Raw genomic sequence first — 16,792 nt, 5'->3', positions numbered from 1 at the left:
CAGCAACGTAAGTAGTGATTACTTACGAGGGATTTCGATTTTACGCTCTTCAGATTGGCGGTACAGTACGAGTACTTTACCGATAGTCTGAACTTTTTCTGCGCCCGTCTCACGTACGATAGCGTCGATGATTAGCTGTTTTGTCTCACGATCTTCTGAAGCAACTTTTACTTTGATCAGTTCGTGATGGTTTAGAGCGATTTCAATTTCTGCTAGCACGGCTTCTGTAAGTCCATTTGCGCCCATTAGCACAACAGGTTTTAAACTGTGAGCCAGGCCTTTTAGGTGCTGCTTTTGTTTGGTGCTTAGGTTCATTACGCGGCCAATTTTCTTTAAAATAAGGGTTGAAAAAAGCTATTTTAACGCCATCTATTGCTGAAGACTATAATTTATTGAGTAATAGGTTGCGCCTATTAAAACAATAGCTCCTATTTGTGCCTTGTTAGGATTAAAATGAGTAAACAAAAACATTCGGCGAGTTCTGGTCGTTGGTTGAAAGAACACTTTGATGATAAATACGCGAACGAAGCTCGTAAAAAAGGTTACCGTTCACGTGCTTATTTCAAAATTGATGAAATACAAACCAAAGATAAGCTGTTAAAACCAGGTATGACTGTGGTCGATTTGGGTGCAGCTCCAGGTGGTTGGTCCCAGTATGCTGCTAAAATAGTAGGAGATAGTGGACAAATTATTGCGTGTGATTTGTTACCAATGGATCCGATTGCTGGTGTAAGCTTTTTACAAGGTGACTTTCGTGATGATGCGGTATTAGACGCTTTGTTAGAAAGAATCCAGCCATCGATGGTAGATGTAGTAATGTCTGATATGGCTCCTAACATTGCTGGCAACAACTCGGTCGATCAACCTAGAGCTATGTATTTAGTTGAATTGGCCTTAGATATGTGTCGACAAGTTCTAGCGCCTAATGGTAGCTTTGTTGTTAAAGTTTTCCAGGGTGAAGGCTTCGATCAGTACGTGAAAGAAGTCCGAGACATGTTTAAAGTCGTAAAAGTCAGAAAACCAGACTCATCGCGAGCTCGCTCTCGAGAGGTCTTTGTAGTAGCCACTGGTTACAAAGGTTAACCATTTTGCTCTACTAAGAGCGTGTTAACACTATGGCTACAGTTAATGAACTGTAGTACCCTACCTTTAATTACAATTAGTTATCGAGAGGCTTACACCTTGAGTGACATGGCAAAAAATTTAATTCTGTGGCTTGTTATCGCTGTCGTATTGATGTCGGTATTCCAGAGCTTTGGCCCTGGAGAAAGTAATGGCAGAACCGTGGATTACACCACGTTTGTACAGGAAGTTGGCCAAGGCCAGATTCAAGAAGCAACTTTTAAAGACGGTGAGATTAGCTTTGTTCGTCGTGGCGGTGGTGCCAAAATGGTCACTTACATGCCAGTGTATGACCAAAAGCTTCTTGATGATCTAATTAACCAAAACGTGAAAGTGCAAGGTACGCCTCCTGAAGAGCAAAGCTTGCTCGGCACTATCTTTATTTCTTGGTTCCCAATGATCTTACTGATTGGTGTATGGATTTTCTTCATGCGTCAAATGCAAGGTGGCGGCGGTAAAGGCGCCATGTCTTTCGGTAAGAGCAAAGCTCGAATGATGAGCGAAGAACAGATCAAAACCACGTTTGCAGATGTTGCAGGCTGTGATGAAGCGAAAGAAGATGTAAAAGAACTGGTTGATTACCTGCGTGATCCAAGCCGTTTCCAGAAGCTGGGTGGTAAGATCCCAACTGGTGTTTTGATGGTCGGTCCTCCAGGTACTGGTAAAACACTACTTGCTAAAGCGATTGCTGGTGAAGCAAAAGTACCATTCTTTACGATTTCGGGTTCTGACTTCGTTGAAATGTTTGTTGGTGTCGGTGCATCTCGTGTGCGTGACATGTTCGAACAAGCGAAAAAAGCCTCACCTTGTATCATCTTTATCGATGAGATCGATGCGGTTGGTCGTCAGCGTGGTGCTGGTGTAGGTGGTGGTCACGATGAGCGTGAACAAACATTGAACCAAATGCTGGTTGAAATGGATGGTTTCGAAGGTAACGAAGGTATTATCGTTATCGCTGCGACTAACCGTCCAGACGTTCTTGACCCTGCATTGCTACGTCCTGGTCGTTTTGACCGTCAGGTCGTTGTTGGTCTACCAGACGTGCGTGGTCGTGAGCAGATTCTTAAAGTCCACATGCGTAAAGTACCTCTAGCGGGTGACGTAGAGCCTTCTCTAATTGCACGTGGTACTCCAGGCTTCTCAGGTGCGGACTTAGCAAACCTGGTAAACGAAGCAGCGCTATTTGCGGCTCGTGGTAATAAACGCAACGTATCAATGGTTGAGTTTGAACTGGCTAAAGACAAAATCATGATGGGTGCTGAGCGCCGTTCAATGGTGATGTCAGAAGAGACGAAAGCGTCCACTGCCTACCACGAAGCGGGTCACGCCATTGTCGGTCGTTTAGTTCCTGAACATGATCCTGTGTACAAGGTATCGATTATTCCTCGTGGTCGTGCACTCGGTGTGACGATGTACCTGCCAGAGCAAGACCGCGTAAGCATGTCTCGTCAGCACTTAGAATCTATGATTTCTAGCCTGTACGGTGGTCGTCTTGCTGAAGAGTTGATATACGGTGCCGAGAAAGTCTCAACAGGTGCTTCTAACGATATCGAACGTGCAACAGATATTGCGCGTAAGATGGTAACGCAATGGGGTTTCTCTGAAAAACTTGGTCCTTTGTTATATGCAGAAGATGAAGGTGAAGTGTTCCTAGGTCGCAGTGTAACTCAGACGAAACATATGTCTGATGACACTGCTAAGCTAATCGATGACGAAGTTCGCCAAATTATCGATCGCAACTACGACCGAGCGAAAAAGATTTTGCAAGACAACATGGATATCATGCATGCGATGAAAGACGCGCTAATGAAGTATGAAACCATTGACGCGCACCAAATCGACGACCTAATGGAACGTAAGGCTGAGATTCGTGAACCTGCTGGCTGGGGGGATAACCCTTCAAACAAACCTCAGGTTGATGATAAACCGCAAGCTGCGCCTGCAGCAAAAGAGGAAGAGAAAAAGGCTGATGCAGATAATGATGCAGAGCAGTCTACTTCCCAAGAAGCGGCTTCAGCTGACGCACCAGAAAAGAAAGATTCTGAATAACTATTGTTGATATTGATAAACCCCGAGTTCGCTCGGGGTTTTTGTATTTATTATGATTATTAAAGTAAAAAACAAATCTCTGGACCTTTCTCGTCCACACGTAATGGCCATTCTCAACGTCACGCCAGATTCCTTCTCTGATGGAGGCAAGTTCAACTCTCTAGATTTAGCGCTTGAGCGCGTTGAGAAAATGATAAAAGCAGGCGTCAGCATTATTGATGTTGGTGGTGAATCGACCCGACCGGGAGCTCCGGAAGTCACCTTGGAAGATGAACTGGAGCGAGTTATTCCAGTCGTTAGAGCTATCAGAGCGCACTACCCAGACGTGTGGATATCAGTAGATACCAGTAAAGCTGAAGTGATTCGTCAGTCTGTTGAAGCTGGTGCGGATCTTATCAATGACATTCGTTCTTTGACTGAGCCTGGTGCATTGGAAGTGGCTGCAAAAGCGAATGTACCGGTGTGCATCATGCATATGAAAGGCCAGCCGAAAACCATGCAACAGAACCCGCAATATGATGATCTCATGCAGGAAGTGGAGCAGTTCCTGGTGGAGCGAATGGCAGTGTGCGAAGCCGCAGGTATCGCGCGAGAAAATATCATTCTCGATCCTGGTTTTGGCTTTGGCAAAACCATAGAACACAATTATCATATGCTGGCTCATCTTGAGAAGTTTCATAAATTTGGCTTGCCTATCTTGGCAGGCTTGTCTCGTAAGTCGATGATTTTTAAATTGTTGGATAAGCCTGCGGCAGAGTGCACAAACGCTAGTGTTGTTTGTGCCACGATTGCAGCGATGAAAGGCGCACAGATCATTCGAGTACACGACTTTGAAGAAACGCTTGAAGCGATGAAAGTTGTTGAGATGACGAAGAACAATATTTAAAAAATAACAAAGGAAAGTTTATGTCTGATAAAAGACGTTACTTTGGTACAGACGGTGTGCGTGGCAAAGTTGGACAATATCCAATTACTCCCGATTTCGTACTGAAACTTGGCTGGGCGGCAGGTCGCGTATTAGCGAAGCGAGGCACAAAAAAAGTAATTATCGGTAAAGATACTCGCATATCTGGCTACATGCTGGAATCTGCACTAGAAGCGGGTTTGGCTGCGGCTGGTCTTAAAGCGACCTTTACCGGACCAATGCCAACTCCAGCGGTTGCCTATTTAACACAAACATTCCGAGCAGAAGCTGGGATTGTAATCTCGGCATCTCATAACCCTTACTACGATAACGGCATCAAGTTTTTCTCTTCTGAAGGCACTAAATTGCCAGATGATATTGAACTTGCTATTGAAGCGGAATTGGACAAAGAGATTGAATGTGTCGAATCGGCTGAGTTGGGTAAAGCAACACGTCTAAACGATGCGGCGGGTCGCTACATTGAGTTTTGTAAAAGCACTTTTCCTTCAACACTAAGCTTAGCGAGCCTTAAAATTGTGGTTGACTGTGCACACGGCGCAACTTACCACATTGCTCCAAATGTCTTTAAAGAACTGGGTGCTGAAGTGATTGCGATGGGCGTTGAGCCTAATGGTACCAATATCAACGATCAAGTTGGTGCAACTGACGTACGCGCACTTCAAAAGCGTGTAGTAGAAGAACAAGCTCACCTTGGCCTTGCCTTTGATGGTGACGGCGACCGTATCATCATGGTTGATCACTTGGGCAATAAAGTCGATGGCGACCAGATTGCCTACATCATCGCAAGAGATGCGCTACGTCGCGGTGAACTAAAAGGTGGTGTCGTTGGTACGCTGATGACTAACTTGGGCATGGAAAATGGCCTGAAGCAGTTAGGTATTCCATTTGTTCGTGCTGCGGTAGGCGATCGCTACGTGATGGAACAGTTGCTAGCGAAAGGTTGGAAGATCGGTGCTGAAAACTCAGGCCACATTATCTTGTTAGACAAAGTTACAACCGGTGATGCTATTGTTGCTGCATTACAAGTACTTGCTTCGATTGTCGGCAATGACATGTCGTTACATGATCTTTCTCAAGGCATGACGTTGTACCCGCAAGTGCTGGAAAACGTTCGTTTCTCTGGCGATGCTAACCCACTAGAAGCAAAAGCAGTATTGGACTCTGTTGCTGAAGTGGAAGCTGAACTTGGCGATAAAGGTCGAGTATTGCTGCGTAAATCAGGTACTGAGCCTCTTATCCGTGTCATGGTAGAAGGCGAAGATGCAGAACTTGTCCAGAGCTCAGCGCTTAAAATTGCTGACGCGGTAAAAGCAAGTTTTTAATCATTGCTTTAACCGATAGCATATAAAGAAAAGGGCGTTTTTTGCCCTTTTTTTGAGCGTTCGGCTCAATGGCGTTGTTTTTTTACTAATTTCCCCTTGTCAGCGTTAATGGCTTTCGCTAGTATTGCACCGCCTCCCGTTAGGAGGTCGCTAGCCTTGTTCATTTAATAAGATTCATTATTTTTGGGCGGCGCTGGCTCAACAATTTGGAACATAGGTGGAAAAAATGTTTACAGTTCTACTTGTGATTTACCTGTTGGCGGCGCTTGGTGTGATTGGCCTTGTGTTGATTCAACAAGGTAAAGGCGCAGATATGGGAGCCTCGTTCGGTGCTGGTGCTTCAAACACAGTGTTTGGTGCTAGCGGCTCAGGTAATTTCTTAACCCGAACAACTGCTATTTTAGCAACCGTATTTTTTGTCATTAGCTTGCTACTTGGTCGTATGTCTACGCACAAGACTGAGTCACAATGGGTAGACCCAACGTTAGGTCAGCCAGTTGTTGAACAAGTTAAGGACGCAGCGAGTGAAGTGCCAGCACCAGCTGGTGATGAAATTCCTCAATAAGCTGCAAGGTTTTGATGCCGAGATGGTGAAATTGGTAGACACGCTAGCATGAGGTGCTAGTGCCTTTGGTGTGAGGGTTCGAGTCCCTCTCTCGGCACCATGTATTTACAAACTTGTAAATCACTTGTTTGCGAGTATAATGCTCAGCAAGTCGGACGCGGGGTGGAGCAGCTTGGTAGCTCGTCGGGCTCATAACCCGAAGGTCGTCGGTTCAAATCCGGCCCCCGCAACCAATCTCTTTCTTTGAATAAGAAATCGAGGGTTGGCAAGTTTGCGTAGTACTAACCACACTACGAGTTAAGGATAGCATTTTTATCTATTCTTAACGTATCAGGGTCCAGCAGCATAAAACCCCGACTATCGGGGTTTTTTGTTATCTGAGTTTTTTAAAAATCTCAGATTGCTGCTTGGTTTTTTGATTGGGCTCTGAGCCCTTTTTTTGTTTCTGGAGTGGTTTAAATGACTGGTTTAGAAAGACAACTTACTGAAATGCTTGAAGCTCCTGTTGAGGCGTCGGGCTATGAGTTGGTTGGATTAGAATTCATTCGAGCAGGCGCGCACTCAACGCTACGCATCTATATTGACCATGAAAATGGCATTAACGTGGACGACTGTGCAGAAGTTAGCCACCAAGTAAGTGCGGTACTAGACGTTGAAGATCCAATTTCTGTTGCTTACAGCCTAGAAGTGTCTTCTCCAGGTTTAGAAAGACCGCTTTTCAAAGCAGCACATTACGAGCAATTTATTGGTCACGAGGTCAGCATCGTTTTGAAAATGGCTGTAGCAAACCGTCGCAAGTGGAAAGGTATTATCCACAGCGTTGATGGCGAAACAGTGACAGTTACTGTTGAAGGCCAGCAAGAAGAGTTTGCTTTAAGTAATATTTCAAAAGCTAACCTGATCCCTAAATTTTAGTTCCCTAAAAAAGTTTAAGCTTAGAGGCTAAATACAATGAGTAAAGAAATTTTAGCGGTAGCAGAAGCGGTATCGAACGAAAAAGCGGTACCTCGTGAGCGTATCTTTGAAGCTCTTGAGATTGCTCTAGCAACTTCTACAAAGAAAAAATACGAAATCGAAATCGACGTACGTGTTGCTATTGACCGTAAAACGGGTGAATTCGTGACTTACCGTCGCTGGTTGGTGGTAGATAATGTTGAAAACCCAACCAAAGAGATCTCTCTAGAAGCTGCACAATATGACGATGAGTCAGTTGAGCTAGGCGATTACGTAGAAGACGAGATCCAATCAGTAACGTTTGACCGTATTACGACTCAAACTGCTAAGCAAGTTATCGTACAAAAAGTTCGTGAAGCTGAGCGTGCACAAATCGTTGAGCAGTTCATTGATAACGAAGGTGACCTAATCACTGGTGTTGTTAAGAAAGTAAACCGCGACACTATCGTACTTGATCTAGGTAACAACGCAGAAGCGGTAATCCTACGTGATGACCAACTTCCTCGTGAAAACTTCCGTCCAGGTGACCGTGTTCGTGGTCTTCTGTACAAGGTTGCTCCAGAAGCGCGTGGTTTCCAACTGTTCATCACTCGCTCTAAGCCTGAAATGCTAGCAGAGCTATTCCGTGTTGAAGTGCCTGAAATTGCTGAAGACATCATCGAGCTTAAAGGCGCGGCGCGTGATCCAGGTTCTCGTGCGAAGATCGCAGTGAAAACTAACGACAAGCGTATTGACCCTGTTGGTGCGTGTGTTGGTATGCGTGGTGCACGTGTACAAGCGGTTTCTGGCGAGCTTGGCGGTGAGCGTATCGATATCGTGCTTTGGGATGATAACCCAGCTCAGTTCGTAATCAATGCAATGGCTCCAGCTGATGTCGCATCTATCATCGTTGATGAAGATGCGCACGCAATGGATATCGCGGTTGAAGCAGATAACCTAGCACAAGCTATCGGTCGTAATGGCCAAAACGTTCGCCTTGCATCTCAGCTCACTGGTTGGGAACTGAACGTAATGACAGTAGCTGATCTTCAGAAGAAACACGCTGAAGAATCACAAGCGTCTATCGAAAACTTCATGAAGTACCTTGATATCGAAGAGGACTTCGCACAGCTACTTGTTGAAGAAGGTTTCTCAACATTAGAAGAAGTTGCTTACGTACCAGTAAACGAGCTACTTGAAGTCGATGGCCTGAATGAAGAGCTAATCGAAGAGCTACGTGGTCGTGCGAAAGATGCACTAACAACAATCGCATTAGCGCAAGAAGAGTCTTTTGAAGGTCTGGAGCCGGCAGAAGATCTACTAGGACTTGAAGGTCTTGAGCGTGAAATGGCATTTAAATTGGCAGCAAAAGGTGTAGCAACACTTGAAGATCTTGCTGACCAAGGCATTGACGATTTAGAAGGTATTGAAGGCCTGACCGAAGAGCGTGCAGGTGAGCTAATTATGGCCGCACGTAACATCTGTTGGTTCGGCGAAGAAGCATAATTCAGCAAGGAGGAAGCGGCATGACACAATTAACAGTTAAAGCACTGAGTGATGAGATTGGTACGCCAGTCGACCGCTTGATTGAACAACTTGCTGACGCTGGCATTAAAAAGGCGAGCTCTGACAATGTTACTGATGAAGAGAAGCAGCAGCTTCTCTCTCATCTGAAAAAAGAACACGGTGATAAGTCTGGTGATTCAGAGCCTACTCGCCTTACGCTACAGCGTAAAACTCGTAGTACACTTAGTGTGAACGCGGGTGGTGGTAAGAGTAAGAATGTTCAGGTTGAGGTGCGCAAGAAACGTACATACGTGAAGCGCAGCACAATTGAAGATGAAGCGAAACGTGACGCTGAAGAAGCGGCAAAACGTGAAGCAGAAGAAGCAGCAAAACGCGCAGCTGAAGAAGCCGCAAAGCGTGAAGCTGAAGAAGCTGCAAAACGTGAAGCTGAAGAAGCTGCAAAACGTGACGCTGAAGAAAAAGCGAAACGTGAAGCTGAAGAAAAAGCGAAACGAGACGTTGATACGAATGCACAACGTGAAGCTGAAGAAAAAGCGAAACGTGATGCTGAAGAGAAAATTAAGCAAGAAGCAGCGCGAAAAGAGGCCGACGAGCTTAAACGTCGTCAGGAAGAAGAAGCTAAGCGTAAGGCTGAAGAGGAAAGTCAGCGCAAGCTTGAAGAAGCTCGCGAATTGGCTGAAAAGAATAAAGAGCGTTGGTCTGCTGCAGAAGAGAAAAAGGGTGATATGGAAGATACAGATTACCATGTAACGACTTCACGATACGCACGTGAAGCGGAAGATGAAGCAGATCGCAAAGAAGAAGCTGGTCGTCGTAAGAAGAAGAAAAAACCTTCTCAAAAGGATGATCAAGCTCGCAATGGTGGTCGTACCCAGCGTGGCGGTAAAGGCGGTCGTAAAGGCAAGCTAGCTAAGCCAACATCAATGCAGCATGGCTTTGATAAGTCAGCAACAGTTGCTAAACAAGATGTTGTGATTGGTGAAACTATCGTCCTATCAGAACTTGCTAACAAGATGTCTGTGAAAGCAACAGAAGTTATCAAAGTGATGATGAAGATGGGCGCAATGGCGACTATCAACCAAGTTATCGATCAAGAAACAGCTCAGCTTGTGGCTGAAGAAATGGGTCACAAAGTTGTTCTTCGTAAAGAGAACGAGCTAGAAGAAGCGGTTCTATCTGACCGTGACACGAATGCAGAAGCTGTTCCTCGTGCTCCAGTTGTAACTATCATGGGTCACGTAGACCACGGTAAAACATCAACACTGGACTACATCCGTCGTACACACGTTGCTTCAGGCGAAGCGGGTGGTATTACTCAGCACATCGGTGCATACCACGTTGAAACTGAAAACGGCATGATCACGTTCCTTGATACTCCTGGACACGCGGCGTTTACTGCAATGCGTGCTCGTGGTGCTCAAGCGACAGATATCGTTGTACTTGTTGTTGCAGCAGATGATGGCGTAATGCCACAGACAGTAGAAGCTATCCAGCACGCGAAAGCGGCAGGCGTACCTTTGATTGTTGCAGTGAACAAGATCGATAAAGAAGATGCTAACCCAGACAACGTTAAGAATGAGCTAGCTCAATACGACGTAATCCCTGAAGAGTGGGGCGGTGAGAACATGTTCGTTCACATCTCTGCAAAACAGGGTACAAACATCGACGGTCTACTAGAAGCAATCCTTCTACAATCTGAAGTTCTAGAACTTACAGCAGTAAAAGAAGGCATGGCATCTGGCGTAGTTGTTGAATCACGTCTAGATAAAGGTCGTGGTCCAGTAGCAACAGTACTTGTTCAGTCTGGTACGCTAAACAAAGGCGATATCGTTCTTTGTGGTCAGGAATACGGTCGTGTTCGTGCTATGCGTGACGAACTAGGTCAAGAAATCACAGAAGCTGGCCCGTCTATCCCAGTTGAGATCCTAGGTCTTTCTGGTGTGCCTGCATCAGGTGACGAAGCAACAGTAGTACGTGACGAGCGTAAAGCGCGTGAAGTTGCAAACTACCGTGCTGGTAAGTTCCGTGAAGTGAAACTTGCTCGTCAGCAGAAATCTAAACTAGAGAACATGTTCTCTAACATGACTGCTGGTGAAGTTGCTGAATTGAACGTAGTTCTGAAAGCAGACGTACAAGGTTCTGTTGAAGCTATCGCAGACTCACTACTTAAACTGTCAACTGACGAAGTTAAAGTGAACATCGTTGGTTCAGGTGTTGGTGGTATTACTGAGACTGACGTAGTACTAGCAGAAGCTTCAAATGCAATCATTCTAGGCTTTAACGTACGTGCTGATGCATCTGCTCGTCGTGCGGTTGAAGCAGCAGCTGTTGACCTACGCTACTACTCAATCATTTACCAATTGATTGACGAAGTGAAACAGGCAATGGGCGGTATGCTTGCTCCAGAATTCAAGCAAGAGATCATTGGTCTTGCTGAAGTACGTGACGTATTTAAGTCACCGAAACTGGGCGCAATCGCTGGCTGTATGGTTACTGAAGGTCTGATTAAGCGTAACAACCCTATCCGTGTTCTACGTGATAACGTTGTTATCTACGAAGGTGAACTAGAGTCACTACGTCGCTTTAAAGATGACGTTCAAGAAGTTAAGAATGGCTACGAGTGTGGTATCGGCGTTAAGAACTACAACGATGTTCGCGTTGGCGACCAAATCGAAGTATTCGAAATCGTTGAAATCAAACGTACTCTAGACTAATTGACTAAGATTACTCATATTGTCTTTGATAGATAAGTAGTAATTGGTTGTTGAATACACCATGGGGGGCTGGCTTAGACCAACCCCCCATTCTTTCTATATAAGAGAAAAGATATGTCAAAAGAATTTAGCCGCACGCAGCGCGTTTCACAGCAGCTGCAAAAAGAACTTGCCATGATCCTGCAGCGTGAAGTTCGTGATTCACGTTTGGGTATGGTTACTATTTCAGATGTTGAAGTATCTCGTGACCTCGCTTATGCAAAAGTATTCGTTACTTTCCTATGTGTAGGTGAGCAAACACCAGAATCATGTCTAGCAGCGCTCCGTGAGCATGAAGTTCATATTCGCATGATGCTAGGTAAGCGTATTCGTCTGCGCCTTACGCCAGAAATTCGCTTCCACTACGACAATACTCTTGTTGAAGGTATGCGCATGTCTAACCTTGTGTCTGAAGTGGTTAGTGCAGATAAACAAAAGCAAAAAGATTCTGGTCGTGAGGACGAAGAATAATGGCTCGTCGTCGTAAAGGTCGTCCAATCAATGGCGTTATCCTGTTAGATAAACCGACAGGTATCTCATCTAATGATGCGTTGCAAAAAGTGAAGCGCATTTACTTTGCTGAAAAAGCGGGTCATACGGGTGCATTGGATCCTCTAGCGACGGGCATGTTGCCGATCTGTTTGGGAGAGGCAACAAAGTTTTCTCAGTTCCTATTGGATTCAGACAAACGCTACCGAGTGATCGCGAAACTGGGTGAACGTACCAACACATCAGATTCTGATGGTGAAGTCGTAGAAACTCGTCCGGTCGATGTGGATCTTGAGAAGCTAGAAGCGTGCATTGACAAATTCCGTGGTGAATCGGATCAAGTACCTTCAATGTTTTCAGCGTTGAAATACCAAGGTAAGCCGTTGTACGAGTATGCGCGTAAAGGTATCGAAGTTCCGCGCGAATCTCGTAAAATCACGGTCTACGAAATCATCCTTCATCGTTTTGAAGGTGATGAAGTCGAGATGGAAGTACACTGTTCAAAAGGTACATACATTCGAACCATCGTCGATGACCTTGGTGAAATGTTAGGCTGTGGCGCTCATGTCACTATGCTTCGCCGTACTGGTGTTGCTAAGTACCCATATGAGAAGATGGTTACGCTTGAGCAACTTAACGAGTTACTGGAGCAAGCACACCGCCAAGAGGTCGCGCCACGTGAGCTTTTGGATCCGCTGCTTATGCCAATGGACACGGCGGTAGAAGATCTACCAGAAGTGAACCTGATACCAGAGCTTGCGGACATGGTTCAACATGGTCAACCGGTTCAAGTAAGTGGTGCTCCTACCGAAGGTTCTCTTCGCCTTACCATGGGAGAAGAGCGCTTATTCATCGGTGTTGGCGAGATGAACAACGACGGAAAAATCGCACCAAAACGTTTGGTGGTTTTTCGTGACGAAGAGTAATTTCGCACTACTTGAAAAATACCGGCCTTAGCGCCGGTATTTTTTATTGCGTGAATGCAGAAACTTCCCTATAATTCGCGCTTCTCGTGTCGGCTGAATCAGAGATTGGCTGGCACAAATATTAACTTACTCTTATTAGGAGAGAATTATGTCTCTGAATGCAGAAACTAAAGCAGCAATCGTAGCAGAATACGCACAATCTGAAGGCGACACTGGTTCACCAGAAGTTCAAGTAGCTCTACTTACAGCTTCTATCAACCACCTACAAGGTCACTTCAAAGCGCACAAAGGCGATCACCACAGCCGTCGTGGTCTTCTACGTATGGTTTCTCGTCGTCGTAAGCTTCTAGATTACCTAAAAGGTAAAAACCTAGCTCGCTACCAAGACCTAATCAAGCGTCTAGGCCTACGTCGCTAATCAGCGACTGCTTAGCAGTTTGTCGAAAAAGGGGCTTTATGCCCCTTTTTTGTTGCCTAAATTTAGCCAAATCATCCTTAAGCCGTTATAATACTGGCGGCTTAATCTTTTGATGCGGTTCTAGATAAGTGAATGGTCACTGTTTAGAACAGTACATCAGATTTTTCACTAAACTCTTTGCATTACAGTCAACCTCGTCGACCAAAAGGTCGCGGCTATTAAAAAGAAATTTGTTTGAGTTTCTTTTCACTAGTCGCGATTCGTAATGCCTTGAGTGTTTATTAACACACCTAAGCGGCTGATTGTCAGCGCGTTTAGAAACAAGGAATAACAATGTTCGAAAAACCAGTTGTTAAAACGTTCCAGTACGGTAACCACACGGTTACTCTAGAAACTGGCGTTATCGCACGTCAAGCTACAGCAGCAGTTATGGTTACAATGGACGATACAGCAGTATTCGTTTCAGTTGTAGGTAAGAAAGAAGCAGTTGCTGGTCAAGACTTCTTCCCTCTAACAGTAAACTACCAAGAGCGTACTTACGCTGCTGGTAAAATCCCTGGTGGTTTCTTCAAGCGTGAAGGTCGTCCATCTGAAGGCGAAACGCTAACAGCTCGTCTAATCGACCGTCCAATCCGTCCGCTATTCCCGGATGCATTCAAAAACGAAGTACAAGTTATTGCTACGGTTGTTTCTGTAAACCCTGATGTTCAACCAGATATCCCAACAATGATTGGTACGTCTGCGGCACTAGCTATCTCTGGTATTCCATTTAATGGTCCTATCGGTGCAGCACGTGTTGGTCACATCGACGGTCAACTTGTTCTTAACCCAAGCCAAACTGAACTAGATGCATCTCGTTTGGATCTTGTTGTTGCGGGTACAGAGTCTGCAGTACTGATGGTTGAGTCAGAAGCTGACAACCTAACTGAAGAAGAAATGCTAGCAGCGGTTGTTTACGGTCACGATCAACAACAAGTTGTGATCAACGCAATCAACGAATTTAAAGCTGAAGTGGCAACTCCAGCTTGGGATTGGGTTGCTCCAGAAGAGAACACAGTACTTAAGAACAAGATTGCTGAACTAGCAGAAGCTAAGCTTGTTGAAGCTTACCAAATCACTGAGAAGATGGCTCGTTACGAACGTATCCACGCGATCGCAGCAGAAGTTAATGAAGTGCTACTAGCTGAAGATCCAGAAGCGGACACGAAAGAAATCCACACTATCTTCCATGACCTAGAGAAGACAGTTGTACGTCGTAGCATCATCGCGGGTAACCCACGTATCGATGGTCGTGAGAAAGACATGGTTCGTGCGCTAGACGTACGTACTGGTATTCTTCCACGTACTCACGGTTCTGCTCTATTCACTCGTGGTGAAACTCAGGCGATCGTTACAGCAACTCTTGGTACGCAGCGTGACGCGCAAATCATTGATGAGCTGACAGGTGAGCGTAAAGATCACTTCCTACTACACTACAACTTCCCTCCATACTGTGTAGGTGAAACTGGTTTTGTAGGTTCTCCAAAGCGTCGTGAAATCGGCCACGGTAAACTAGCTAAGCGTGGTATCGCAGCAGTAATGCCATCTGTTGACGAGTTCCCATACACAGTTCGTGTTGTATCAGAAATCACTGAATCTAACGGTTCATCTTCAATGGCTTCTGTATGTGGTACTTCTCTGGCTCTTATGGATGCTGGTGTGCCAATCAAGTCTTCTGTTGCGGGTATCGCAATGGGTCTTGTTAAAGAAGGCGACGATTTCGTTGTTCTTTCTGACATCCTTGGTGACGAAGACCACCTAGGTGACATGGACTTTAAAGTAGCAGGTACTAACACTGGTGTTACTGCACTTCAAATGGACATCAAGATCGAAGGTATCACTAAAGAAATCATGCAAATTGCGCTTAACCAAGCACAAGGTGCACGTAAGCACATCCTTTCTGTAATGGATGAAGCGATTTCTGGTGCTCGTGATGATATCTCTGAGTTTGCTCCGCGTATTCATACAATGAAGATCAGCGCTGAGAAGATCAAAGACGTTATCGGTAAAGGTGGTGCAGTTATCCGTGCTCTAACTGAAGAGACAGGTACAACTATCGAAATCGAAGACGACGGCACGATCAAAATTGCAGCGACTGAAGGAGCAGCAGCGAAAGAAGCGATCCGTCGCATTGAAGAGATCACTGCTGAAGTTGAAGTTGGCCGTATCTACACTGGTAAAGTGGCACGTCTGGCGGACTTTGGTGCATTCGTAACAGTACTTCCAGGTAAAGATGGTCTAGTGCATATTTCTCAAATCGCAGAAAAACGTGTTGAGAAAGTGTCAGACTACCTAACTGAAGGTCAGGAAGTTCAAGTTAAAGTTCTTGAAATCGACCGTCAGGGACGTGTACGTCTAAGCATGAAAGAAGCAGTAGAAAAGCCAGCTGAAGAAGCAGCGGCTGAAGCACCTGCTGCTAAAGACGAGTAATCTAATACTCGACTTTCGGTCTTTTATTAGCTTAAGGGCCTGAAAGCATGCTATAAAAGGGGAGCAATTTTGCTCCCCTTTTTTTGTTTTGTTTCGAGGCGTTTACCCTCAGGTGAGGCAATTTATTCTACTATTGCATATAAAGATAAGGCATAAGAGAAACAGACTCGGAGCAGTCCAAATTAGGAGTATCAATTAGTGAAATGGTTTCAAACCGCAAGTTTATGTGTTGCTATCGCGCTGACCGGTTGTGCAAATACTTCTCAGCAATCGGCCATGCAGTGGGTTTACCCACCAATGGCGGTACCTCTGCAACCTAGCGTGCAGCAAGAGGTGCAAATTGCGCGTTTATCTCAGCTTCTTCAACGCCCTGATCTGAGTGATGAAGTTCGTGCAAAAATGCACTATGAGCGCGGCAATTACTATGACAGTGTTGGCTTACGTGACCTTGCTCGTTTGGATTTCAACCAATCTTTACAATTGAACCCCGCTCAACCTGATATCTTCAATCTATTAGGGGTTTACTTTACTCAGGTTGGAGAGTTTGATGCCGCTTATGAAGCCTTTGATTCAACCTTAGAGCTGGCTCCTGATAACACGTATGCCGAAAGAAACCGTGCCATCGCATTGTATTATGGCGGCCGGATTGAACTCGCTCTGGAAGACATGAATAAGCACTACGAAGAGATGCCAAGCGATCCATTTCGTGCGTTGTGGCTTTACATCATTGAAGCTGAACAGGATCCGGAGCAAGCAAAAGCGAATCTGAAGAAGCACTATAAACGAGATCGAAGTGAAGAGTGGGGATGGGTCTTAGTGGCCATTATGCTGCGTGACGTTTCAGATGAGCAAGCGCTGAAATTGATCATGGATGGTACACGAGAAAACTACCGTCTTGCTGAGCGACTCACGGAGACTTACTTTTATTTAGGGAAGCGTCATCAGTTGCAAGGCGATTTGGCGAGTGCAATATCACTGTATAAATTGGCGATATCCTTCAACGTTTATGATTACGTGGAGCACCGGTACTCATTTCTCGAGTTAGCTCAGATTTATGAGCGTTTGCAGCAGGACAGGATGGCTAAGCTGAAAGCTGAGCAACAACCAGATAACTAGTCTAAAGCCGCTCACTGAGCGGTTTTTTGATGCTGGTGTGATTCGACGAATGTTCTTTTCCGGTAAGTAAAGGCGAGTGTCTTCTCTGGTTAGTCTTACGTGATTAGAACTCATCTCGTTTCCTGTTCGTGTTTTGTTATACATGTTTTTGTCCAGATAGAACAAAATAATTATTAAT

At 45.2% G+C, this 16,792-nt stretch carries 14 protein-coding genes and 2 tRNA genes; 15 read left to right on the top strand and 1 reads right to left on the bottom strand.

Annotation, left to right across the window (positions count from 1 at the left end; genetic code table 11):
* Positions 1-18: 18 nt before the first annotated feature.
* A complete protein-coding gene (yhbY, locus tag VER99_RS11315; RefSeq protein WP_005380066.1) occupies positions 19-315 on the bottom strand; it encodes a ribosome assembly RNA-binding protein YhbY in 297 nt (98 codons plus the stop codon).
* 138 nt (positions 316-453) lie between these two features.
* Between yhbY and rlmE the strand changes: the two genes are divergently transcribed.
* From rlmE to nlpI, 15 genes are all read left to right on the top strand, one after another.
* The gene (rlmE, locus tag VER99_RS11310) at positions 454-1,083 is read left to right on the top strand and encodes a 23S rRNA (uridine(2552)-2'-O)-methyltransferase RlmE (protein ID WP_014232893.1); all 630 of its coding nucleotides are present in this window, start codon (positions 454-456) and stop codon (positions 1,081-1,083) included.
* A 108-nt stretch (positions 1,084-1,191) separates the two neighbouring features.
* The gene (ftsH, locus tag VER99_RS11305) at positions 1,192-3,171 is read left to right on the top strand and encodes an ATP-dependent zinc metalloprotease FtsH (RefSeq protein ID WP_020333909.1); all 1,980 of its coding nucleotides are present in this window, start codon (positions 1,192-1,194) and stop codon (positions 3,169-3,171) included.
* 52 nt (positions 3,172-3,223) lie between these two features.
* The gene (folP, locus tag VER99_RS11300) at positions 3,224-4,057 is read left to right on the top strand and encodes a dihydropteroate synthase (RefSeq protein WP_020333908.1); all 834 of its coding nucleotides are present in this window, start codon (positions 3,224-3,226) and stop codon (positions 4,055-4,057) included.
* A 20-nt stretch (positions 4,058-4,077) separates the two neighbouring features.
* Positions 4,078-5,418: a phosphoglucosamine mutase gene (glmM, locus tag VER99_RS11295; protein WP_020333907.1), complete on the top strand. Its 1,341-nt coding sequence runs from the start codon at positions 4,078-4,080 to the stop codon at positions 5,416-5,418.
* Between the two features lie 226 nt (positions 5,419-5,644).
* Positions 5,645-5,983 (top strand): preprotein translocase subunit SecG, encoded by a 339-nt coding sequence (gene secG / locus VER99_RS11290; RefSeq protein ID WP_014232888.1) that lies wholly within the window; start codon positions 5,645-5,647, stop codon positions 5,981-5,983.
* A gap of 16 nt (positions 5,984-5,999) precedes the next feature.
* Positions 6,000-6,083: transfer RNA gene (locus VER99_RS11285), tRNA-Leu, on the top strand.
* A 56-nt stretch (positions 6,084-6,139) separates the two neighbouring features.
* Positions 6,140-6,216, top strand: a tRNA-Met gene (locus VER99_RS11280).
* Positions 6,217-6,442: 226 nt separating this feature from the next.
* A complete protein-coding gene (rimP, locus tag VER99_RS11275; RefSeq protein ID WP_014232887.1) occupies positions 6,443-6,898 on the top strand; it encodes a ribosome maturation factor RimP in 456 nt (151 codons plus the stop codon).
* A gap of 36 nt (positions 6,899-6,934) precedes the next feature.
* Entirely contained in the window at positions 6,935-8,422 is a 1,488-nt protein-coding gene (gene nusA / locus VER99_RS11270; protein WP_020333905.1) for a transcription termination factor NusA, read from the top strand.
* A gap of 20 nt (positions 8,423-8,442) precedes the next feature.
* On the top strand, positions 8,443-11,157 hold the full coding sequence (gene infB / locus VER99_RS11265; RefSeq protein WP_014232885.1) for a translation initiation factor IF-2: 2,715 nt from the start codon (positions 8,443-8,445) through the stop codon (positions 11,155-11,157).
* Positions 11,158-11,271: 114 nt separating this feature from the next.
* Positions 11,272-11,667: a 30S ribosome-binding factor RbfA gene (gene rbfA, locus VER99_RS11260; RefSeq protein ID WP_014232884.1), complete on the top strand. Its 396-nt coding sequence runs from the start codon at positions 11,272-11,274 to the stop codon at positions 11,665-11,667.
* The gene (gene truB, locus VER99_RS11255) at positions 11,667-12,611 is read left to right on the top strand and encodes a tRNA pseudouridine(55) synthase TruB (RefSeq protein ID WP_014232883.1); all 945 of its coding nucleotides are present in this window, start codon (positions 11,667-11,669) and stop codon (positions 12,609-12,611) included. Before rbfA ends, truB begins: the two co-directional genes overlap by 1 nt.
* A gap of 148 nt (positions 12,612-12,759) precedes the next feature.
* Positions 12,760-13,029, top strand: a complete 270-nt coding sequence (gene rpsO / locus VER99_RS11250; protein WP_014232882.1) for a 30S ribosomal protein S15 — start codon at positions 12,760-12,762, stop codon at positions 13,027-13,029.
* A gap of 333 nt (positions 13,030-13,362) precedes the next feature.
* Complete coding sequence (gene pnp, locus VER99_RS11245; protein ID WP_020333903.1) at positions 13,363-15,498, top strand: polyribonucleotide nucleotidyltransferase; 2,136 nt, start codon at positions 13,363-13,365, stop codon at positions 15,496-15,498.
* A 198-nt stretch (positions 15,499-15,696) separates the two neighbouring features.
* Entirely contained in the window at positions 15,697-16,614 is a 918-nt protein-coding gene (gene nlpI, locus VER99_RS11240) for a lipoprotein NlpI (RefSeq protein WP_020333902.1), read from the top strand.
* Positions 16,615-16,792 lie beyond the last annotated feature (178 nt).

Origin of the sequence: Vibrio natriegens NBRC 15636 = ATCC 14048 = DSM 759, from assembly GCF_035621455.1 — a bacterium.
GTDB lineage: Bacteria > Pseudomonadota > Gammaproteobacteria > Enterobacterales > Vibrionaceae > Vibrio > Vibrio natriegens.
The sequence above is the reverse complement of the archived record's forward strand: the minus strand, read 5'-3'. Positions and strand labels throughout refer to the sequence as shown.